Here is a 19,259-nt window from a genome sequence, read left to right as displayed (position 1 = left end):
CACGTGACCCTAGATCGATTTGCGCGCGCGCATCGCTGCGGTGATCGTCCCATCGTCAAGGTAATCAAGTTCCCCGCCGATCGGCACACCCTGGGCCAGAGAGGTCAACCGCACCTGACCCTCAAGCTGGTCCGCGATATAATGCGCCGTGGTCTGCCCGTCGATTGTGGCGTTCAGCGCCAGAATAACCTCCGACACGGCCTCGTCGCGCACACGGTCCATCAGTCGGGGGATGCGCAATTCCTGCGGGCCGATGGCATCCAGCGCCGACAGCGTGCCGCCCAGCACATGATAGCGCCCCTTGAACACGCCCGACCGTTCCATCGCCCACAGATCCGCGACATCCTCGACCACGCAAATCTCGCCATTGGCGCGTTTTTCCGACGTGCAGATGTCGCAGATATCGGCGGTCCCCACATTGCCGCAGTTGATGCATTCGCGCGCCGTCGCCGCCACGGTCTGCATCATATCGGCCAAAGGCGTCAGCAACAGCGCGCGCTTGCGGATCAGATGCAGCACCGCCCGGCGGGCCGAGCGTGGCCCCAATCCGGGCAGCCGCGCCATCAGGTCGATGAGCGCATCAATGTCGCGTGTGCTGCTCATCTGTGGACCCCCATGGCGTTGGTGTGAAAGAGTTTTAATGCCTTCGGCGAGGATTTAACCCCATTTGGAAGGATCAGAACGGCAGCTTCATATCCGCAGGCAGACCCATGCCTTCGGTCAGCTTGCTCATCTCGGACTGGGCGCGGTCGGTGGCTTTGGTCTGCGCGTCCTTGATCGCGGCGAGGATCAGGTCCTCGACGACTTCTTTCTCGTCGCCGTTGAAAATAGATGGATCGATATCCAGCGACTTCAGCTCGCCCTTTGCAGTGCAGGTCGCCTTGACCAGACCGGCACCGGATTCCCCTTCGACGATGATATTGTGCATGTCTTCTTGCAGCTGCGCCATCTTGCCCTGCATCTGCTGCGCCGTCTTCATCATCTTGGCCATGTCACCCATGGCACCCAAACCTTTAAGCATGTGGTCGTCTCCTGTAGCTTTATTTGCTTATGTATATGCGGTCTTTGCCGCCCCCCGACAAGGGGTGCCCTGGCGTGGACAGGTCGCGGGCAGAGCAGGGGCAGGCGGGATCAGTCGTCCTCGAAAGGGTCCCATTCATCCTCGACCTCGGGCAGCGCTTCGGACACGGCGGCGGCGGCGATTTCCTCGGGTGTGCGGATCGACAGGATCTTGGCCCCCGGAAAGCTCGCCATGACGGCCTGCATCAACGGGTGGTTTTCCGCCTGCGATTTCAGGGCGTTTTCCTTGGCGTCGCGGACCTCGGCGATGGTTTTGGCGCTGCTGTCGCCCACGATGGTCACAGCCCAGCGGTTGCCGGTCCACAGTTGCAGCCGCGTGCCAAGACGCTGTGCCAGATCGCGGGGGGCGCTGTCGGTGGGGGTGAACTCGATCCGCCCCGGTTGATAGGCCGCCAGCCGGACCGAGGTCTCGACCTCCACCAACAGTTTCACGTCGCGGTTGCTGCGGATCAGCTCGACCACATGTTCAAACGTCGGGTAGTGCGCCAAAGCCTGCGCCACCGCCGGGGCAAGTGCCGCCATCGTCGCGCCCCCCGCTGGCCCGCCCGACATCTGCTGGCTGCCCATAGCGCTGGTCGATCCACCTCCGGCGGGCACGGCGGCCCCGCCCCCCGGACCCTGCGGCGGGGCGGGCGGGGGCGTGGTATTGGCCAGCTTGCGGGCAAGCTCTTCAGGGCTGGGCAGATCGGCGACATGGGTCAGGCGGATCACGGCCATCTCGGCGGCCATCATCGCATTGGGCGCGCTTGCCACCTCGTCCAGCGCTTTCAGCAACATCTGCCACAGACGGGTCAGCACCCGCATCGGCAGGGTTTCCGCCATGGTGACGCCACGGCTGCGTTCCTCGGGCGAGACGGTGGGGTCTTCGGCGGCATCGGGGGTGATCTTGACCACCGATACCCAATGGGTGATCTCGGCCAGATCGCGCAGCACGGCCATCGGGTCGGCCCCGTCGGAATACTGGTTGCCCAGCTCGTCCAGCGCGCCAGCCGCATCGCCGCGCAGGATCATATCGAACAGGTCCAGCACCCGCCCGCGATCCGCCAGCCCCAGCATCGCACGCACCTGCACCGCCGTCGTTTCGCCCGCCCCGTGGCTGATTGCCTGATCCAGCAAGGACGTGGCATCGCGCGCGGATCCTTCGGCGGCACGGGTGATCAGCGCCAGCGCATCGTCCGCAATCTCGGCCCCTTCGGCGGTGGCGATCTTGCGCATCAGCGCGATCATCACCTCGGGCTCGATCCGGCGCAAATCAAAGCGTTGGCAACGCGACAGCACGGTCACGGGCACCTTGCGGATCTCGGTCGTGGCGAAGATGAATTTGACGTGCTCGGGCGGTTCCTCAAGCGTCTTGAGCAGCGCGTTGAACGCGCCGGTCGACAGCATGTGCACCTCATCGATGATATAGACTTTGTACCGGGCCGAGGCCGCGCGGTAATGCACGCTGTCGATAATCTCGCGGATATTGCCGACGCCGGTGTTCGATGCAGCGTCCATCTCCATCACGTCGACGTGGCGGCCTTCCATGATGGCGACGCAATGTTCGCAGACCCCGCAGGGTTCCGTCGTCGGCCCGCCATTACCGTCCGGCCCGATGCAGTTCATCCCCTTGGCGATGATCCGTGCCGTGGTGGTTTTACCGGTCCCGCGGATGCCGGTCATGATAAACGCCTGCGCAATGCGATCCGCCTCGAACGCGTTTTTCAGCGTGCGCACCATCGCGTCCTGCCCGACCAGATCGGCAAAGGTTTCAGGCCGGTATTTGCGGGCCAATACGCGATAGGCAGAGGGTGCTGTCATGACGATCCTGCAAGATTCGATTGAAGCCCTGAACCTAGAGCATCCAAAGGATGCCGCCAACCGCAACCGAGGCAAAGCTGAAAATCACCGCCAGCGTCTTCATCCGCGCATTGGGTTGCGCATTGGCATGGTGGTCGTTCAGCCGGTCCAGCGTCTTGGTCGCCGCATCATGGGCCGCCCAGAAGATATAGACCGCCGCGACGACAAAGATCGTCGCCACGCTTTTCGCGGCCCAGGTCGGGTCAAAATCACCGAACACCGCCTTAAGCCCGATCGCCACCGCAAGCGACGCCATCCCCGTGCGCATCCACCCTGCAAAGGTGCGCTCGTTCGCCAAAATCGTGCGGTCTTCGGCCCAGTCGGTGCGGTTCTCGGCCAGATCATTGCTTTTATTCATTGAACTATTGTGCGCGTCGCGCGTTACGCTGACAATAATATTTGACATAACGGGGACAGATTTATGCGGTTGCGCGGCATCAGAAGAAGCAAAAACGTTGAGGTCCGCCGCGGCGGGCGCGGGGGCGGTGCCGGGCGTGCGGGCGGTCTGGGGATCGTCGGCGTCTTGGCGGTGCTGGCGATCGGCTATTTCACCGGCATCGACGTATCGCCCTTGCTGAACGGGGGCACCGCGCCGCAAACCCAGCAGGGCGCGCCGGTCTCTGACTCTGACGCGCAGGCCACGCAGTTCACCGCGCAGGTGCTTGCCACCACCGAAGATGTCTGGGGCGAGATTTTCCCACAGCAGTTGGGTCGTGAATACGTGCCGCCCAAGCTCGTTGTCTTTTCCAACGTCACGCAAAGTGCCTGTGGCGGGGCCTCTGGCGCGACGGGGCCGTTCTACTGCCCTGCGGATGAAAAGGCCTATATCGACACGCAATTCTTTGATCTTCTGGCGCAGCGCATGGGGGCAGGCGGGGATTTCGCCGCCGCCTATGTGATTGCCCACGAGGTCGCCCACCACGTCCAGAACGAACTGGGTATCCTGCCCAAGGTTGACGCGCTGCGCCGCCAATCCTCGACCGCCGAGGCGAACGCCCTGACCGTGCGGCTTGAGCTCATGGCCGATTGTTTTTCGGGGATCTGGGCCAAGAACGTCAAAGGTCTGATGGAGCGGGGCGATCTGGACGAGGCATTGAACGCCGCGCGCAAGATCGGCGATGACCACCTGCAACGTCAGGCCGGTCGCGTCCCCCAGCCCCACACCTTTACCCACGGCACATCCGAGCAGCGTTCAAGCTGGTTCCAGCGCGGGTTCGATAGCGGTCAGGTTGGCCAATGCGACACATTCGCGGCAGAGCAGTTGTAACAACGTTCGGTGCTATAACAGAAAAATAATGAGTATAAACAACAGGTTAAGTTACCCATGGGTAACCTGACCTGTTGTCTGTGGAGGTGCCGAAATGCCGATAGCCAACCGCATCGGGGCGCTGCGGGGCAGGGACAATAAGCAATCTATATTATGGCAGGGTGGGGTGCCCCTCTCGGGCCATCCTTTGGATGACCCTGCGGGGCGACGCGTATTTTGCCGCGCAAAATACGCTGGGGTGAGAGGCTGATAACGACCCAAGTGGGTCTCGTTACGGCTGCTTCCTTCCGGATCTGACCGGGTTGGCGAGGCACCTGCCCGCACCAACCTCTCACCGCCCATATAGTATAGGGCCGGATGGGATGCAAGACGGGCCCAAAGGCGTTTTTATCTCGGGCGTTTTTAGCGGGCACGGCGCCATGCAGCCTTGGCATCGCGCGGTTTGGCCAATAGGCATGGTGCACGCAAACGGGAGGATACGCATGAAGCACGCCGAAACGGTCACTTTCGGAGGGTCATCGCTTGACCGCGCCGGAGAGGTTCGCGCCGACAAGGAGGCCGTGGCCGCATTGCGCGCCGATGACGCCGCCCGCGCCATTCTGTTCTGGCGGGGCAAGGTCCTGATCGACCCCGCACGCCCCGCGTCTGTTGTGCGTTTGCCACTGGATCACCCCGTTCTGGCGGATGCCGGCTCTGCTCCGATCTTGCTGGGGCGCGAAGAGGGGGCCGCGCGTTTTGCCTATGACCTGTCGCCGTGGATGCCCGATGACTTCGACCCGCGCCAGCTGGGGTCTTTCGTCGATCAAAGCGAACAGCGCCACCCGATGTTGCCGCCCGACTATGCTTTCGTCGAAATGCGCCGCGTGATGACATGGCTCAGCCCGCGTGACGCCGAACTCGCCGCGACAGGCAAGGCCATTCTGGCGTGGCACGAAAACCACGGCTACTGCGCGCGCTGCGGCTTTGAAACCGTGGTGAATGACGCAGGCTGGCAACGCAACTGCCCCGCGTGTCGCGCGTCGCATTTTCCGCGCACCGATCCTGTTGTGATCATGCTGATTACCCACGGCAACTCTGTCCTGATGGGGCGGTCGCCGGGCTGGCCCGAGGGGATGTTCTCGCTTTTGGCGGGGTTTGTCGAACCGGGGGAAACGCTCGAAGCCGCCGTGCGCCGCGAGGTGTTCGAAGAGGCGGGCGTGCAGGTCGGTCAGGTCAGCTACCTTGCCAGCCAGCCTTGGCCCTTTCCCGCGTCGCTCATGTTCGGCTGCGCCGGAGAGGCGACAAACCACGAGATCACCATCGACCCCAAAGAGATCGAAGAGGCGTTTTGGGTGTCGAAAGAGGACATGATGGATGTCTTTGCCGGGCAACACCCCAAGATCAAACCGGCCCGAAAGGGGGCGATTGCGCATTTCCTGCTGGAAAACTGGCTTGCGGATACTCTGGATTAAGGCAACCTTCGGGAAAGACGACGAACAAGGCAGAACATGAAATTTTCCACCAAAGAAGACATCGACGCGCCGATTGATGCGGTATTCGACATGCTGTGCGAATTTGACCAGTTCGAACGCGCCGCCATGCGCCGCGGCGCAGAGGTGCAGCGCGTGGACCGGCTGGCAGAAGCGGGGCCGGGGATGCAGTGGGAAGCTGCCTTTGACATGCGCGGCAAACGGCGCGAGCTTCAGGTCGAGATGGACCGTTTTGACCGCCCGACCGAAATGAAGCTGAACACCCGTTCGCAGGGGCTGACCGGCGACATGAGCTTTGATCTCGTCGCCCTGTCACGCAGCCGCACCCGCATCATGGTCGCGCTAGAGCTCAAGCCGCAAAACCTGTCGGCCCGTCTGCTGGTGCAGTCGTTGAAGCTGGCCAAAAATTCGCTGACCAAGAAGTTCAAGAAACGTGTCGGCGACTATGCCAAGGACATGGAAGACCGCTACCACAAACCCCGCTAGGGGGGGTGTGGTGGTTGCCGCACTTACTGGCCGTGACGGTCGGGATGCGCGGGGTAGACGCCCAGAATATCGATGAAGTTGGTGAAATGCGCCAACTCCTCCAGCGCGCGGGCGACGGCGGGGTCTTCGGGGTGGCCTTCGATATCGGCATAGAACTGTGTCGCCGTGAACGACCCGCCCGCCATGTAGCTTTCCAGCTTGGTCATGTTGACGCCATTGGTCGCGAAACCGCCCATGGCCTTGTAAAGTGCTGCCGGGATGTTGCGCACCTGAAAGACAAAGGTGGTCAGCATGTTTTCCGCACGGCGCGTCTGGTCCAGCTCGGGCGACATCAGCAAAAAGCGGGTGGTGTTATGGTCCAGATCCTCGATGTCGCGGGCCAGCACCTTGAGCCCGTGAATATCCGCCGCAACCTCGCTTGCCAGCACGCCGACATCGCGTTCCTCCGACACCGCAAGATCCGCCGCAGCCCCTGCGCTGTCCGCCGCTGCCTCTGAGGTGATGCCATGGGCGTCCAGCCAGCTGCGTGCCTGCGGGATCAGCACCATATGCGCGCGCACGTGTTTGATGTCTTCGAGCTTCACGCCGTCATGGGCCATCAGGCTGATGCGCACGCGCACGAAGGCCTCTGCGATGATGCGCAGCCCGCTTTGCGGCAACAGCCGGTGGATGTCCGCAACCCGCCCGTAGGTCGAGTTTTCAACCGGCAGCATCGCCAGATCGGCGCGGCCTTCGCGCACGGCGCGGATCACCCCTTCGAAGGTCATGCAGGGCACGGGGATCATGTCGGGGCGGGCTTGCAGGCAGGCTTCGTGGCTATAGGCCCCCAAAGCACCTTGAAAAGCGATGCGCGGCGCGGTTTTACTGGTCATCAGGGGCATCCTTCTTCAAGCCGTTGCCAACTATGGCGTTTGGTCGCGGTAACTACACCTTGCCCCGACGAAGGGAAAGCAATAGATACGCCTGCAATACGATGCCCGAATACCAACGATGGACCTTCACGCATGTTCGATACAATGACCGTTACCAAAATCGCTGCCGGCCTGTTTGGCGCTTGGCTTGTCCTTCTGCTTGGCAAATTCGCGGGCGAAGAGCTTTATCATGCCGAAGCGCATGGCGAACAAGGCTATGTCATTGAAGTGGCAGACGCCTCTGGTGGCGGTGAGCCCGCTGAAGAAGTCGATTTCGCCGAGATCATGGCGGCCGCTGATCCGGCCAAGGGTGAAAAGGTTTTCCGCAAATGTTCGGCCTGTCACAAGGTTGAAGATGGTGCGAATGCGGTTGGTCCCTACCTCTACGGTGTTGTCGGGCGTCCGGTTGATTCCGCTGACGGGTATGCGTCCTACTCCGGCGCGCTTGAGAAATCGGCTGAGACATGGACCCCCGAGAACCTGAACGCCTTCCTGACCAAGCCTGCCGGTTTCGCGCCAGGCACCACAATGGGTTTCGCGGGTCTGCCCAAGATCGAAGACCGGGCGAATGTGATCGCCTATCTCGACAGCCTGGACAACTGATCCACCCCATATCCCGATTGCTAGGCCGCCCCCTCGTGGGCGGCCTTTTGCTGTGAAGTGCCCTGTTTTCAGTCAGGTAACATATTCGCAACTTGTAACTTGGGCGGTCGGGCCGTTAGCGTGTATCCGGCAGTGATCTGCCGCGACGACCCTTGTCTATCGCCTGTTGTTATAAAGGATACGCCCGATGCCCCGGACCCATGCCCGTGCTGACACACAATCGCAAACCCCCATGCTGCGCGTTGCTGGTGCGGCCTTGCTTGTTTTCGGGGCCGCGATGCTGGGCGGTGCTGCTTGGGGGCAGGATGACGCCGCGCAGGGTAGTGACAAGATCATCACCGCGCATGGCTATTCCTTTTACGGCGATCTGAAATACCCCGCCGATTACACCCATTTCGACTATGTGAACCCCGACGCCCCCAAAGGCGGCGAGATTTCAATCTCGACCCTCGGGACGTTTGATTCGATGAACCCCTATTCGCGCAAGGGTCGTGGCGGTGCGTTGAGCACGGTGATGTATGAAAGCCTGCTTGGCGAGGGCGTCGGCGGAGAGATCGTGCCCGCCGATGTTTACGGCGAAGCCTATTGCCTGCTGTGCGAGAGCCTTGAATACCCCGAGAGCAAGGATTGGGTGGTGTTCCACATGCGCAAGGACGCGAAATTCTCGACCGGTGATCCGGTGACGGCCCATGACATCGCCTTCAGCCACAACCTGCTGCTGGATCAGGGGCTGAAATCCTATGCCGATGCAGTGCGCAAGCTGATCCCCAAGGTCGAGGTGATCGACGATTATACTATTAAGTTCTATTTCAGCCCCGGCGTGTCCCGGCGCAGCCTGATCGAACAGGTCGGCGGCGTGCCCGCGTGGTCGAAGAAATGGTACGAGGAAACCGGCGCGCGGCTCGACGAATCGCGGCTGGAAACCTCGCCCGGGTCGGGCCCCTATATGATCGACAGCATCGATGTGAACCGTCGCATCGTCTATAAACGCAACCCCGATTACTGGGGCAAGGACCTGCCGTTCAACGTGGGCCGCAACAATTTCGATAAAATCCGCGTTGAATACTTCGGCGACGAGAATTCCGCGTTCGAGGCCTTCAAGGCGGGTGAATATACCTTCCGCACCGAGGGCAGCTCGAAACAATGGGCGTCGTCCTATGACTTCCCCAAGGTGACCGCAGGGCAGGTGGTCAAAGAGGATATCCCCGACGGGTCGCCTCCTACGCCCTCGGGCATCGTATTCAACCTTGGCCGCGAGGTCTTGCAGGACAAGCGCGTGCGCGAGGCCGTGGCCCTGGGGTTCAACTTTGAATGGACCAATGAATCGCTGCAATACGGGCTGTTCAAACAGCGGGCGTCCTTTACGCAGGACACGCCCCTGATGGCCACGGGCGCACCCCAAGGGGCGGAACTGGCGCTGCTGGAAAGCCTTGGCGATGTCGTGCCGCCCGAACTGCTGACGGAAGATGCGGTGATGCCGCATACGTCGGATGCGAGCCGCCTGTCGGACCGTCGCAACCTGCGCCGCGCAATGAAGCTGCTGGACGAGGCCGGTTGGGCCGTGGGCGATGACGGCAAACGCTATAATGCGCAGGGCAAACCCTTGCAGTTGCGGTTCTTGCTGAACTCCTCGGGGTCGGCGACGCTGTCGGCGGTGATCGAAAACTTTATGTCGAATTTGCAGAACATGGGCATTGATGCCGTGCTCGAGAAAGTCGACAGTTCCCAATACACGGCCCGCGAACGGGACCGCGATTACGACATGGTCTATGACAGCTATGGGGCGTTTCTGGGCACAGGCACCGGGCTGGAACAACGCTATGGGTCAGAGGCGGCGGCCTATTCGCTGTTCAACCCTGCGGGGCTTGCCAGCCCGCTGGTGGATGCGATTGTGACCGCGTCGCTGGCGGCCGACACGAAAGAGGAAGAGGACGCCAGCCTGATGGCGCTGGATCGGGCGCTGCGCTATGAATTTTTCATGATCCCGACCTGGTATAACGACAGTTTCTGGACCGCCTATTACGACCAGTACGAACACCCCGAAACGCAGCCGCCTTACGCTTTGGGCTACCTCGATTTCTGGTGGTACAATGCCGATAAAGCAGACGCCTTGCGCGCTGCAGGCGCACTGAGGTAAACGCCGGCCATGGGCGCATATATTCTTCGACGGCTGTTGCTGATCATACCGACGTTGCTTGGGATCATGCTGATCAACTTTGCACTGGTGCAGTTTGTGCCGGGTGGCCCTGTTGAGCAGGCGATCGCGCGTATTCAGGGCGGTGGTGACGTGTTCGAAGGGTTCTCTGGCGGGGGATCGGATGCGGGGAATGCCGCAGATACCGGCGGCAACGAGAATTACGTTGGCGCACGGGGCCTGCCGCCCGAATTCATCGCCGAGCTTGAGAAAGAGTTCGGCTTTGACAAACCGCCGGTAGAGCGGTTCGTGAACATGCTGTGGAATTACATGCGGTTCGATTTCGGCGACAGCTATTTCCGGTCGATCAGCGTGATCGAGTTGATCAAGGAAAAGCTGCCCGTGTCGATCACGCTGGGGCTGTGGTCGACGTTGATTGCCTATCTGGTGTCGATCCCCCTTGGCATCCGCAAGGCGGTCAAGGACGGCACGGCCTTTGATACATGGACATCGGGCGCGATTATCGCCGCCTATGCGATCCCGGGCTTTCTGTTCGCGATCCTGCTGCTGGTGCTGTTCGCGGGCGGGTCCTACTGGCAGATATTCCCGCTGCGGGGGCTCACCTCGGATAATTTTGACCAGCTGAGCCCCTTGGGCAAGGTCGCGGATTACTTCTGGCACATCACGCTGCCGGTGCTGGCCTCGACCATCTCGGCCTTTGCGACGCTGACCTTGCTGACCAAGAACAGCTTTCTGGACGAGATCAAGAAGCAATATGTCGTCACGGCGCGGGCCAAGGGTCTGTCGGAGCGTAAGGTGTTGTACGGCCACGTATTCCGTAACGCGATGCTGATCGTGATCGCGGGCTTTCCAGCGGTGTTTATCGGCGTGTTCTTTGGCGGCTCGCTGATCATCGAGACGATCTTTAGCCTTGATGGGCTGGGCCGTCTGGGGTTCGAGGCGGCGGTTGCGCGGGATTATCCGATCGTCTTCGGGACGCTGTTCATCTTTGGCCTTATCGGTCTGCTGGTCGGTATCCTGTCTGACCTGATGTATGTGGTCGTCGACCCGCGCATCGACTTTGAAAAACGCGAGGGCTGAACCCGATGGCGCTATCCCCGCTGAACCAACGCCGCTGGCGTAACTTTACCCGTAACCGCCGCGCCTATTGGAGCCTTTGGATTTTCGCGATCCTGTTTGGCATCTCGCTGTTCGCCGAATTCGTGGCCAACGACAAACCGATCCTCGTGAACTATCGCGGCGACTATTACATGCCGATCTTCAAGTTCTACCCGGAGACCGAATTCGGCGGTGATTTCCTGACCGAAGCGGTGTACCGCGACCCCGAAGTGCAATGTCTGATCGCCTCGGGCGGGTTGATCGACTGTCTGGACGACCCCGAGGGGATTATCGAGGACGCGCAGGATGGCGAGGTCGCGGGCGAGGCGATTTCGGCGGGCTGGTCGATCTGGCCCCCCATCCCCTATAGCTTTGACACCGCCGTGGACCGGCCCGGCGCGGCCCCGCTGCCGCCGAACGGGCAGAACCTGCTGGGCACCGATGGCACCAAACGTGACGTGCTGGCGCGGGTCATTCATGGCTTCCGGCTGTCGATCATCTTTACCCTGATTGTGACGGGCGCCGCATCGTTGATCGGGATCATCGCAGGGGCGGTGCAGGGGTTCTTTGGCGGCTGGACGGATCTGATCTTCCAGCGCGTGATCGAGATCTGGACCTCGACCCCGTCGCTTTATGTGATCATCATCATGTTCGCCATTCTGGGGCGCAGTTTCTGGCTACTGGTGTTCTTGCTGGTGCTGTTCAGTTGGACATCGCTGGTGGGTGTGGTGCGGGCCGAATTCCTGCGCGCGCGGAACCTTGAATATGTGCGTGCGGCGCGCGCGCTTGGGGTGGGAAATATGACGATCATGTTCCGCCACATGCTGCCCAATGCGATGGTCGCGATGCTGACGATGCTGCCGTTTATCATCACCGGCACGATCAGCACGCTTGCGATCCTTGATTTTCTGGGCTTCGGCCTGCCGTCGTCGGCCCCGTCCCTGGGCGAGCTGACGTTGCAAGCCAAGCAGAACCTGCAAGCGCCCTGGCTGGCGTTCACCGCATTCTTCACCTTTGCCATCATGCTGTCGCTGCTGATCTTTATCTTTGAAGGGATCCGCGACGCCTTTGACCCGAGAAAGACGTTCTCATGACGCCTTCGACCCAGAACGCCGCGGTGCTGCAAGTGGATGACCTGCGCGTCTCCTTCCGTCAGGAAGGCGCGTTGACCCATGCGGTCAAGGGCGTGAGCTTTGCCGTGCAGCGCGGGGAGACCGTGGCGCTGGTGGGGGAGTCCGGCTCGGGTAAATCCGTATCGGCGCTGAGCACCGTATCGCTGTTAGGCGACAGTGCCGAGGTGTCGGGATCGGTGCTGTATGACGGGCAGCAGATGGTCGGGGCGAGCGACAAGCTGCTGCGCAAGGTGCGTGGCAATGACATCAGCTTTATCTTTCAAGAGCCGATGACCTCGCTGAACCCGCTGCATACGATCGAAAAGCAGCTGGCGGAATCGCTGGCGCTGCATCAGGGCGTAGCAGGGGCCGAGGCGCGGGCGCGTATCCTTGAACTGCTGGACAAGGTCGGGATCGTGGATGCACAGAGCCGGTTGGGTGCCTACCCGCATCAGCTGTCGGGTGGGCAACGGCAACGTGTGATGATCGCGATGGCGTTGGCCAACAAGCCCGATGTGCTGATCGCGGATGAGCCGACCACGGCCTTGGACGTGACCATTCAGGCGCAGATACTGGACTTGCTGAAAGAGCTGAAAGACAGCGAAGGCATGGGCCTGCTGTTCATCACCCATGATCTGGGCATCGTGCGCCGCATTGCCGACCGCGTCTGCGTGATGAAACAGGGCGAGATTGTCGAACACGGCCCCACGCAGGAGATTTTTGACAACCCGCAGCACCCCTATACGATCAAGCTTTTGGGGGCGGAGCCGTCGGGCCGACCGGACCCGGTTGCTCCCGATGCCGACGTGATCGCCAGCACCGATCATCTGAAGGTCTGGTTCCCGATCCAGAAGGGGTTCATGCGCAAGACGGTGGATCACGTGAAGGCGGTAAACGACGCGTCGCTGTCGGTGCGCGCGGGGGAAACCCTGGGTATCGTGGGTGAATCCGGGTCGGGCAAGACGACGCTGGCGTTGGCGATTATGCGGTTGATCTCCTCTGAAGGCGGGATCAGCTTTATGGGGCAGGACGTGCGCAGTTGGTCCACGCGGCAGTTGCGGCGGTTGCGCAAGGATATGCAGATCGTGTTTCAGGATCCGTTCGGCAGCCTGTCGCCGCGGATGACCTGTATGCAGATCATCGCCGAAGGGCTGAGCGTGCATAAGGTGGACCCCGACCGCAATCCGCGCGAACTGGTACGCGATGTGATGATCGAGGTGGGCTTGGACCCGGCCACGATGGACCGCTATCCGCACGAATTTTCCGGCGGGCAACGTCAGCGGATCGCGATTGCGCGGGCGATGGTGCTGCGGCCCAAGCTGCTGGTGCTGGACGAGCCGACCTCGGCGCTGGATATGACCGTGCAGGTGCAGATCGTGGACCTGCTGCGCAATCTGCAGCGCAAATACGGGCTGGCCTATCTGTTCATCAGCCACGACCTGAAGGTCGTGCGCGCGATGTCGCATAAGGTGATGGTGATGAAGCGGGGGGATGTGGTCGAATATGGCGATGTCGATACGCTGTATGACAATCCGCAGTCAGACTATACGCGCACCTTGCTACAGGCGACGACCTGAGCAGGCCAAGCTTAAGAGCTTGGCCCGATCATAAAGCAGTTCACATTGCGGGCGACCAGACGGCGACAGGCCAGATCGGCTGTCTCGCGGGTCATGCCAAGGAAGTTGGCGTCGAACCCTTGCGGGCGACGCACGACTTTGCGCAGGCTGCCGTCGAGGGTCGAGATTTCGGACAATGCGGTTTTCAGCAACACTTTCTCGGCGGCATAGCGGCTGGGGTAGCGGCCCACATTCACGCCCCAGTGACGCCCGCCGGATGTCGACACGCGGGTGATGACCTCGGGGGCGGGGGGCGCTTTGGGTGTGACCTGTTTGACCGCGGCGGTTTCAACCAGCGATGCGGCAGCCGAGGGGCGCAGCGTGGGCCGGACCGAGACCGAGGCGAGCAGGGTTTCCGCCTCTGCTGCGGGTTCCGGTGTCGGGGCAGGGGCCTCTGCCACGACGGGCGGCGCGGTTTTCTGCGCCTCTTTCAGCGCGGCGGTGATGTCTGAGTTCAGGATCGGCGAGGTCGCTTGGGGCACCTCTGCGGTGGCGACCACGACCTGAGGCTGGTGGCCCGGACGCAATGTGGGACGTTTGGAGGTGGTGACGGCCCCCACAAGGCGGATGACCTTGCCCGCAGCCCCGTCGGATGCGACGGGCGTATCTTCGACATCGGCATAAGCGGGTTTGGAGGGTTTTTTCAGCGGCGCGCTGGAGGGGGCGCGGCGGAAGCCCAGATCCATCAGCTCGGCCACTTTGGCGTTCCGTGCGCTGGTTGAGGTGCCGCCGAAGACGGTCACGATAATGCGTTCATTGCCCCGTTCGGCCGAGGCGGTGAGGTTGAAGCCAGCGGCGCGGGTGTAGCCGGTCTTGATCCCGTCGGCACCTTTGTAGGACGACAGGAAGCGGCGGTTGGTGTGGCTGACCTTGCGCACGCCCGCATCGGCAGTGATGCGCGAGAACAGGTTGTAGTATTCGGGGTGATCATACAGCAGGTGGCGGCCCATGATGGTCATGTCATGCGCGGTCGACATGTGGCCGGATTCGGTCAGGCCGTGGGCGTTCTTGAAGGTGGTGTTGGTCATGCCAAGCGCCTTGGCGGTGCGGTTCATGCGGCGGGCGAACTTGGCTTCGGACCCTTCGATGGCTTCCCCGATGGCGGTGGCGGCGTCGTTGGCAGATTTGACGGCCGCGGCGCGGATCAGGTAGCGCAGGGCGATGGTCTGGCCCGATTTCAGCCCCAATTTGCTGGGCGGTTCGGACGCCGCGTGGCTGGTGATCTTGACCTTGCTGTCGAGCGAGATCTCACCGCGTTTAATCGCCTCGAATGCGATATAAAGTGTCATCATTTTGGTGAGGGAGGCCGGGTGCAGACGGGTATCCGCGTTTCGGGAGTGCAACACTTCGCCGGTTCGGGCGTCGATCACATAGGCGGCATAGGGGGCCGCCATTGCGCTGAGCGGCAGGATCAGCAAGATCCATATAGCCGCAAGAATAAATAGCCCATACCGGGCTGGCTGCACACGCCGCACTCTCATCATAACTGCCTTTGCTCTGCCTCGGCCGTCGATTTTTCAACTGACCATTATTATTAAGGTAAGGTTACCATAGGACGTGTTTTCGATAAAGGCGTTCGATGTGGTGCAGCCCGGAAAAGCGGCGATTTCCGCGCAGCACATTTAGCGTGTGCCCAAAACTCCGCCACTATAGGGGCGATTGTGGCGGGAATGTGGCGAGAGTTGGGCGGCAACGCAGCGAAGGTAAGGCGAGAATACAGCAGCGATCAGGGCAGCAATTCTGCCACTTCGGACAGGCGCGTGATCTGGTGGAAGCGGGGCGAATCACTCGGGGCGGGAGCGTGCTCCAGCGCCCAGGTGACGCCGTGGGGAATATAGACGCCATGCCCGCCCGCGTGGATCATCGGCACCACGTCCGATTTCATGGAGTTCCCGATCATCATGCCGCGGGCCGGGCCGTCGCCGTGGGTATCAAAGATGCGCTGGTAGGTTTGCGGGGTCTTGTCCGACACGATTTCAATCGCGGTGAACATATCACGCAGCCCGGATTCAGCGAGCTTGCGTTCCTGATCCAGCAGATCGCCCTTGGTCACCAGCACCAGCCGATAGTCGTCTTGCAGGGTTTCGAGGGTTTCGCGCACATCGGGTAGCAGTTCGACTGGATGGGCCAGCATATCCCGCCCCGCCGCCAGTAGTTCGGAGATGACATCGGCCGGCACGCGGCCCTCGGTGATCTCTATCGCGGTTTCGATCATCGAGAGGGTGAACCCCTTGATGCCAAAGCCGTAGTGGGGGATGTTGCGCCGCTCTGCCTCAAGCAGCCGGTCCATCAGGCTGTCGCGGTCGGTGTAATCGGCAAGAAGTTCCGCGAATTTGACCTGTGTCAAAGCAAAGAAGCGTTCGTTGTGCCATAAAGTGTCATCGGCATCAAAACCGATGGTCGTTAGCGGATTGCCCATCTTTGGCGCGCCCTCTTTTCTAATTCTGCTTTAAGGTTATATAGACGCCTACACGACTCACTTGAAACGACTTCTCAGGCAGGAGCAGCAATGCGCCTTGATGATCTTATGATGGCGGGCAAAGACCGGGACGACGACGAAACCGATCTGTTGACCAAGACCAAACCAAAGACCAAGCGGCCGCCTTTGTACAAGGTGATGCTGTTGAACGACGATTTCACCCCGATGGAATTTGTGGTGATCGTGCTTGAACGCTTCTTCGGGCTGAACCATGCCCAAGCCTTCGAGATCATGTTGACCGTGCATAAAAAAGGGCTGGCGGTCGTGGGCGTGTTCAGCCACGAGATCGCGGAAACCAAAGTCGCGCAGGTGATGGATTTCGCCCGGCGTCACCAGCATCCGCTGCAATGCACCATGGAAAAAGAAGAATAACACGTGATTGATGCACGTCTGCAACTGGCGCTTGACGGCGGTGGTCTTGAGTTGCCAGCTGAAGGGACGATTGCCGTCTTTCAGCCCCCCCGTGACAGTGATTTGCCAGGTCTGGACAAAGACCGCGTGCAGATTATCCATGATTTCAAACCGGATTATGACGCATGGGCCGCGCGCGGCTATGATGTCGTGCGCACCATCAAGGACCGCTATGCGGCCTGTATCGTCTGCCTGCCACGCGCCAAGGCCGAAGCCCGCGCCGTGATCGCCGCCGCCTGCGAGGTATGCGACGGGATCGTTGTGATCGACGGGCAAAAGACCGACGGTGCCGATAGTGTCCTGCGCGAGATGCGCGACCGTGTGACCGTGCAGGGCCCGATCTCGAAGGCTCACGGCAAGATGTTCTGGATCTCGGAACCGGCGGCGGAGTTCTTTTCCGACTGGCGTCAGGGGCCGGAGCTGACCGAAGGCGGGTTCTGGACCGCGCCGGGGGTCTTTTCCGCCGATGGTGTCGATCTGGCCTCGGCACTGCTGGTGGATGCCTTGCCCGAGAAGCTCGGGTCCGAGGTTGCCGATCTGGGGGCCGGTTGGGGCTTTTTGTCGGCCCACGCGCTGACACGGCCTGACATCAAGACCCTTTATCTTGTTGAAGCGGGACATATGGCGCTGGAATGTGCGCGCCGCAATGTCACCGATGATCGCGCGTCCTTTGCATGGGAGGATGCCACAAGCTGGGAGCCGCCCCACCGCATGGACAGCGTGATCATGAACCCGCCCTTCCACATCGGTCGCGCGGCTGAACCGCAGATCGGGCAGGCGTTTGTTGCCACGGCAGCACGCATCCTGTCGCCGCAAGGCAAGCTGTGGATGGTCGCGAACCGTCATCTGCCCTATGAGGCAGAGCTGAAAACCCGTTTCGCCCATGTCGAGGAAATCGGCGGCGATGCGCGGTTCAAACTGTTTCACGCGGCACGGCCTTTGCGCAAACGCCGATAGGCGGGCCGCGCCTGATTAAGGAACGATTTATGTCATTCTCAATCTCTGGCAAAAGCGTCATCGTCACCGGGGCCGCGAACGGCATCGGTTTGGCGATTGCCCGGCAATTCGCCGACAAGGGCGCAAATGTGATGTGTGCCGACATCGACGAGAAAGCGCTGGTCGAACAGCTGGGCGATGCCAAGGACGACGGCAACATCCGCTTTTTCGCGGGCGATCTGCGGCAACGGTTGACGATTGCGAACCTCGTCTCTGCCACCATTGACGCTTTCGACGAGGTCGACGTGTTGGTCAATGCCTCGCGGCAGTTCCTGCCGACGGATGCGCTGGACAGTGATGATACCAGCGTTGAAACCCTGTGGCAGGAAAACGTGATGACCGCGATGCAGCTGACGCAGCAGGTCGCCAAACGCATGATCAAACAGTCCGAGGGCAAGGAAGACGGCAGCGTGGGCAGCATCGTCAACCTCAGCTCGACCACCTCGCGGCACACGCGGCCCGAGTTGATGGCCTATTCCATGGCGGCGGCCGCGCTTGAGCAGATGACACGGTCGATGGCGCTGACGCTGGCCCCGCATCGCATCCGGGTGAACGCTGTGGCTTTCGGGTCGGTGATGAGCGGGTCGCTGAAAGCGTCTTGCGCCGAGAACCGCGAGTGGCGCGACGACATCCGCAACCACACGCCTCTGGGGCGCATCGCTTCGCCGTCAGAGCTGGCCGACACGATCCAGTATCTTGCCGCCGACAGCTCCAGCTTCCTGACAGGCGAAGTGATCGTTGTGGACGGGGGGCGGTCCTTGCTGGACGCCGTGGACGCGCCGGCACACTAGAATACGCAGTAACGAAAGGCTTTGCGCATGACCGTTGATTTCGAGGCGGAGAAGACCCGCGCCGCTGAGTGGTTCCGCAGCCTGCGCGACCAGATCGTGGAGGCATTCGAGACGCTGGAGCGTGACCACGCCGAGGGCCCGCTGTCTGATGCCGCGCCCGGCACGTTCGAGGTGACCCCGACCAAACGCAGCAGCGACGACGGCAGTGACGCGGGCGGCGGTCTGATGAGCGTGATGCGCGGCGGGCGTGTGTTCGAAAAGGTCGGCGTCAACGTCTCTACGGTGTTCGGCACCCTGGGAGAGCGCGCGCAGGTCGCGATGGCGGCGCGTAAGGGCATCCCCGGCATGGCCGAAGACCCGCGGTTCTGGGCGTCGGGCATCAGTCTGGTCGCGCATATGCAGAACCCGCATGCCCCGGCGGTCCATATGAACACCCGCATGTTCTGGACCCCTCATGCCAGCTGGTTCGGGGGCGGGTCCGATTTGAACCCCTGCATCGAATATGACGAAGACACCGCGCATTTCCATGCAGTGCAAAAGGCGCATCTGGACCCTCATGGCGGCGATCTGTACCCGCGGCTGAAGGCCTGGGCGGATGAATATTTCTATATCCCGCACCGTCACCGCGCGCGCGGGGTCGGCGGTATCTTTATGGATGATCACGCGACAGGCGATTGGGAGGCGGATTTTGCCCTGACACAGGATATCGGCCGCGCCTTCCTGCCCGCCTATCTGCCGCTGGTGCAAAAGCGGATCACGCAAGACTGGTCAGAGGCAGACAAAGAAGCGCAGTTGGTGCATCGCGGGCTTTATGCGGAATATAACCTTGTCTATGACCGCGGTACGAAATTCGGGCTGGAAACCGGCCATGACGCCAATGCGGTTCTCATGAGCCTGCCGCCTTTGGCGAAGTGGATCTAGGGGGCCAGCCCCCGCCCTGCGGGCT

General features: G+C 61.4%; 19 protein-coding genes and 1 other RNA gene. 12 read left to right on the top strand and 8 right to left on the bottom strand.

Annotated features, from left to right (window positions below):
- Positions 1-9: 9 nt before the first annotated feature.
- From recR to AADW22_RS14645, 4 genes are all read right to left on the bottom strand, one after another.
- A complete protein-coding gene (recR, locus tag AADW22_RS14660) occupies positions 10-603 on the bottom strand; it encodes a recombination mediator RecR (RefSeq protein WP_005850052.1) in 594 nt (197 codons plus the stop codon).
- Between the two features lie 73 nt (positions 604-676).
- Complete coding sequence (locus AADW22_RS14655; RefSeq protein ID WP_005850050.1) at positions 677-1,021, bottom strand: YbaB/EbfC family nucleoid-associated protein; 345 nt, start codon at positions 1,019-1,021, stop codon at positions 677-679.
- Between the two features lie 110 nt (positions 1,022-1,131).
- On the bottom strand, positions 1,132-2,880 hold the full coding sequence (locus AADW22_RS14650) for a DNA polymerase III subunit gamma/tau (RefSeq protein WP_009825382.1): 1,749 nt from the start codon (positions 2,878-2,880) through the stop codon (positions 1,132-1,134).
- A gap of 34 nt (positions 2,881-2,914) precedes the next feature.
- Positions 2,915-3,277: a DUF202 domain-containing protein gene (locus AADW22_RS14645; RefSeq protein WP_005850045.1), complete on the bottom strand. Its 363-nt coding sequence runs from the start codon at positions 3,275-3,277 to the stop codon at positions 2,915-2,917.
- A 63-nt stretch (positions 3,278-3,340) separates the two neighbouring features.
- Here AADW22_RS14645 and AADW22_RS14640 point away from each other — a divergent pair, with 63 nt between their 5' ends.
- Complete coding sequence (locus AADW22_RS14640; RefSeq protein WP_407473964.1) at positions 3,341-4,186, top strand: neutral zinc metallopeptidase; 846 nt, start codon at positions 3,341-3,343, stop codon at positions 4,184-4,186.
- Positions 4,187-4,422: 236 nt separating this feature from the next.
- On the opposite strand, the gene ffs is transcribed toward AADW22_RS14640, so the two are convergent.
- Positions 4,423-4,520: signal recognition particle sRNA small type (gene ffs / locus AADW22_RS14635), an RNA gene on the bottom strand.
- Positions 4,521-4,668: 148 nt separating this feature from the next.
- Here ffs and nudC point away from each other — a divergent pair.
- Together nudC and AADW22_RS14625 are read left to right on the top strand one after the other, a co-directional pair.
- Positions 4,669-5,637 (top strand): NAD(+) diphosphatase, encoded by a 969-nt coding sequence (gene nudC, locus AADW22_RS14630; protein ID WP_407473963.1) that lies wholly within the window; start codon positions 4,669-4,671, stop codon positions 5,635-5,637.
- 36 nt (positions 5,638-5,673) lie between these two features.
- Complete coding sequence (locus AADW22_RS14625) at positions 5,674-6,141, top strand: SRPBCC family protein (RefSeq protein ID WP_005850040.1); 468 nt, start codon at positions 5,674-5,676, stop codon at positions 6,139-6,141.
- 23 nt (positions 6,142-6,164) lie between these two features.
- Here AADW22_RS14625 and AADW22_RS14620 read toward each other — a convergent pair whose 3' ends face one another.
- Positions 6,165-7,013 (bottom strand): prephenate dehydratase, encoded by an 849-nt coding sequence (locus AADW22_RS14620; RefSeq protein ID WP_037941199.1) that lies wholly within the window; start codon positions 7,011-7,013, stop codon positions 6,165-6,167.
- Between the two features lie 132 nt (positions 7,014-7,145).
- Here AADW22_RS14620 and AADW22_RS14615 point away from each other — a divergent pair, with 132 nt between their 5' ends.
- The 5 genes from AADW22_RS14615 to AADW22_RS14595 all read left to right on the top strand — a co-directional run bounded on the left by AADW22_RS14615 (position 7,146) and on the right by AADW22_RS14595 (position 13,597).
- Positions 7,146-7,655, top strand: coding sequence for a cytochrome c family protein (locus tag AADW22_RS14615; RefSeq protein WP_184581399.1), 510 nt, complete (start codon positions 7,146-7,148; stop codon positions 7,653-7,655).
- 187 nt (positions 7,656-7,842) lie between these two features.
- Positions 7,843-9,792 (top strand): extracellular solute-binding protein, encoded by a 1,950-nt coding sequence (locus AADW22_RS14610; RefSeq protein ID WP_407473962.1) that lies wholly within the window; start codon positions 7,843-7,845, stop codon positions 9,790-9,792.
- A 9-nt stretch (positions 9,793-9,801) separates the two neighbouring features.
- Entirely contained in the window at positions 9,802-10,890 is a 1,089-nt protein-coding gene (locus tag AADW22_RS14605) for a microcin C ABC transporter permease YejB (RefSeq protein ID WP_005850034.1), read from the top strand.
- A gap of 5 nt (positions 10,891-10,895) precedes the next feature.
- Entirely contained in the window at positions 10,896-12,002 is a 1,107-nt protein-coding gene (locus AADW22_RS14600; protein WP_037941205.1) for an ABC transporter permease, read from the top strand.
- Complete coding sequence (locus AADW22_RS14595) at positions 11,999-13,597, top strand: ABC transporter ATP-binding protein (protein WP_407473961.1); 1,599 nt, start codon at positions 11,999-12,001, stop codon at positions 13,595-13,597. Before AADW22_RS14600 ends, AADW22_RS14595 begins: the two co-directional genes overlap by 4 nt.
- 11 nt (positions 13,598-13,608) lie before the next feature.
- On the opposite strand, the gene AADW22_RS14590 is transcribed toward AADW22_RS14595, so the two are convergent.
- Together AADW22_RS14590 and AADW22_RS14585 are read right to left on the bottom strand one after the other, a co-directional pair.
- On the bottom strand, positions 13,609-15,117 hold the full coding sequence (locus AADW22_RS14590) for a D-alanyl-D-alanine carboxypeptidase family protein (RefSeq protein WP_037941210.1): 1,509 nt from the start codon (positions 15,115-15,117) through the stop codon (positions 13,609-13,611).
- Between the two features lie 245 nt (positions 15,118-15,362).
- On the bottom strand, positions 15,363-16,055 hold the full coding sequence (locus AADW22_RS14585) for an HAD family hydrolase (RefSeq protein ID WP_132998173.1): 693 nt from the start codon (positions 16,053-16,055) through the stop codon (positions 15,363-15,365).
- 90 nt (positions 16,056-16,145) lie between these two features.
- Between AADW22_RS14585 and clpS the strand changes: the two genes are divergently transcribed.
- Genes clpS through hemF form a run of 4 tightly spaced genes read left to right on the top strand, consistent with a single transcriptional unit; the run spans position 16,146 to position 19,234 of the window.
- A complete protein-coding gene (gene clpS / locus AADW22_RS14580; RefSeq protein WP_005850026.1) occupies positions 16,146-16,487 on the top strand; it encodes an ATP-dependent Clp protease adapter ClpS in 342 nt (113 codons plus the stop codon).
- Positions 16,488-16,490: 3 nt separating this feature from the next.
- Positions 16,491-17,483 carry a class I SAM-dependent methyltransferase gene (locus AADW22_RS14575; RefSeq protein WP_237277732.1) on the top strand — a complete coding sequence of 331 codons (993 nt, stop codon included), beginning with the start codon at positions 16,491-16,493 and terminating at the stop codon, positions 17,481-17,483.
- A 29-nt stretch (positions 17,484-17,512) separates the two neighbouring features.
- Positions 17,513-18,313 (top strand): SDR family NAD(P)-dependent oxidoreductase, encoded by an 801-nt coding sequence (locus AADW22_RS14570; RefSeq protein WP_005850022.1) that lies wholly within the window; start codon positions 17,513-17,515, stop codon positions 18,311-18,313.
- 27 nt (positions 18,314-18,340) lie between these two features.
- Positions 18,341-19,234: an oxygen-dependent coproporphyrinogen oxidase gene (hemF, locus tag AADW22_RS14565; RefSeq protein WP_184581405.1), complete on the top strand. Its 894-nt coding sequence runs from the start codon at positions 18,341-18,343 to the stop codon at positions 19,232-19,234.
- Positions 19,235-19,259: the final 25 nt, after the last annotated feature.

Origin of the sequence: Sulfitobacter sp. PM12 (genome assembly GCF_045586035.1) — a bacterium.
Lineage (GTDB): Bacteria > Pseudomonadota > Alphaproteobacteria > Rhodobacterales > Rhodobacteraceae > Sulfitobacter > Sulfitobacter pontiacus.
Note: the sequence above shows the minus strand (reverse complement) of the source record. Positions and strands in the feature narration are given on the sequence as shown.

What these genes read in the sequence shown, in the direction of transcription:
- recR (WP_005850052.1), bottom strand. Translation starts at nt 603, where the DNA reads ATGAGCAGCACACGCGACATTGATGCGCTCATCGACCTGATGGCGCGG.
- AADW22_RS14655 (WP_005850050.1), bottom strand. Translation starts at nt 1,021, where the DNA reads ATGCTTAAAGGTTTGGGTGCCATGGGTGACATGGCCAAGATGATGAAG.
- AADW22_RS14650 (WP_009825382.1), bottom strand. Translation starts at nt 2,880, where the DNA reads ATGACAGCACCCTCTGCCTATCGCGTATTGGCCCGCAAATACCGGCCT.
- AADW22_RS14645 (WP_005850045.1), bottom strand. Translation starts at nt 3,277, where the DNA reads ATGAATAAAAGCAATGATCTGGCCGAGAACCGCACCGACTGGGCCGAA.
- AADW22_RS14640 (WP_407473964.1), top strand. Translation starts at nt 3,341, where the DNA reads ATGCGGTTGCGCGGCATCAGAAGAAGCAAAAACGTTGAGGTCCGCCGC.
- nudC (WP_407473963.1), top strand. Translation starts at nt 4,669, where the DNA reads ATGAAGCACGCCGAAACGGTCACTTTCGGAGGGTCATCGCTTGACCGC.
- AADW22_RS14625 (WP_005850040.1), top strand. Translation starts at nt 5,674, where the DNA reads ATGAAATTTTCCACCAAAGAAGACATCGACGCGCCGATTGATGCGGTA.
- AADW22_RS14620 (WP_037941199.1), bottom strand. Translation starts at nt 7,013, where the DNA reads ATGACCAGTAAAACCGCGCCGCGCATCGCTTTTCAAGGTGCTTTGGGG.
- AADW22_RS14615 (WP_184581399.1), top strand. Translation starts at nt 7,146, where the DNA reads ATGTTCGATACAATGACCGTTACCAAAATCGCTGCCGGCCTGTTTGGC.
- AADW22_RS14610 (WP_407473962.1), top strand. Translation starts at nt 7,843, where the DNA reads ATGCCCCGGACCCATGCCCGTGCTGACACACAATCGCAAACCCCCATG.
- AADW22_RS14605 (WP_005850034.1), top strand. Translation starts at nt 9,802, where the DNA reads ATGGGCGCATATATTCTTCGACGGCTGTTGCTGATCATACCGACGTTG.
- AADW22_RS14600 (WP_037941205.1), top strand. Translation starts at nt 10,896, where the DNA reads ATGGCGCTATCCCCGCTGAACCAACGCCGCTGGCGTAACTTTACCCGT.
- AADW22_RS14595 (WP_407473961.1), top strand. Translation starts at nt 11,999, where the DNA reads ATGACGCCTTCGACCCAGAACGCCGCGGTGCTGCAAGTGGATGACCTG.
- AADW22_RS14590 (WP_037941210.1), bottom strand. Translation starts at nt 15,117, where the DNA reads ATGAGAGTGCGGCGTGTGCAGCCAGCCCGGTATGGGCTATTTATTCTT.
- AADW22_RS14585 (WP_132998173.1), bottom strand. Translation starts at nt 16,055, where the DNA reads ATGGGCAATCCGCTAACGACCATCGGTTTTGATGCCGATGACACTTTA.
- clpS (WP_005850026.1), top strand. Translation starts at nt 16,146, where the DNA reads ATGCGCCTTGATGATCTTATGATGGCGGGCAAAGACCGGGACGACGAC.
- AADW22_RS14570 (WP_005850022.1), top strand. Translation starts at nt 17,513, where the DNA reads ATGTCATTCTCAATCTCTGGCAAAAGCGTCATCGTCACCGGGGCCGCG.
- hemF (WP_184581405.1), top strand. Translation starts at nt 18,341, where the DNA reads ATGACCGTTGATTTCGAGGCGGAGAAGACCCGCGCCGCTGAGTGGTTC.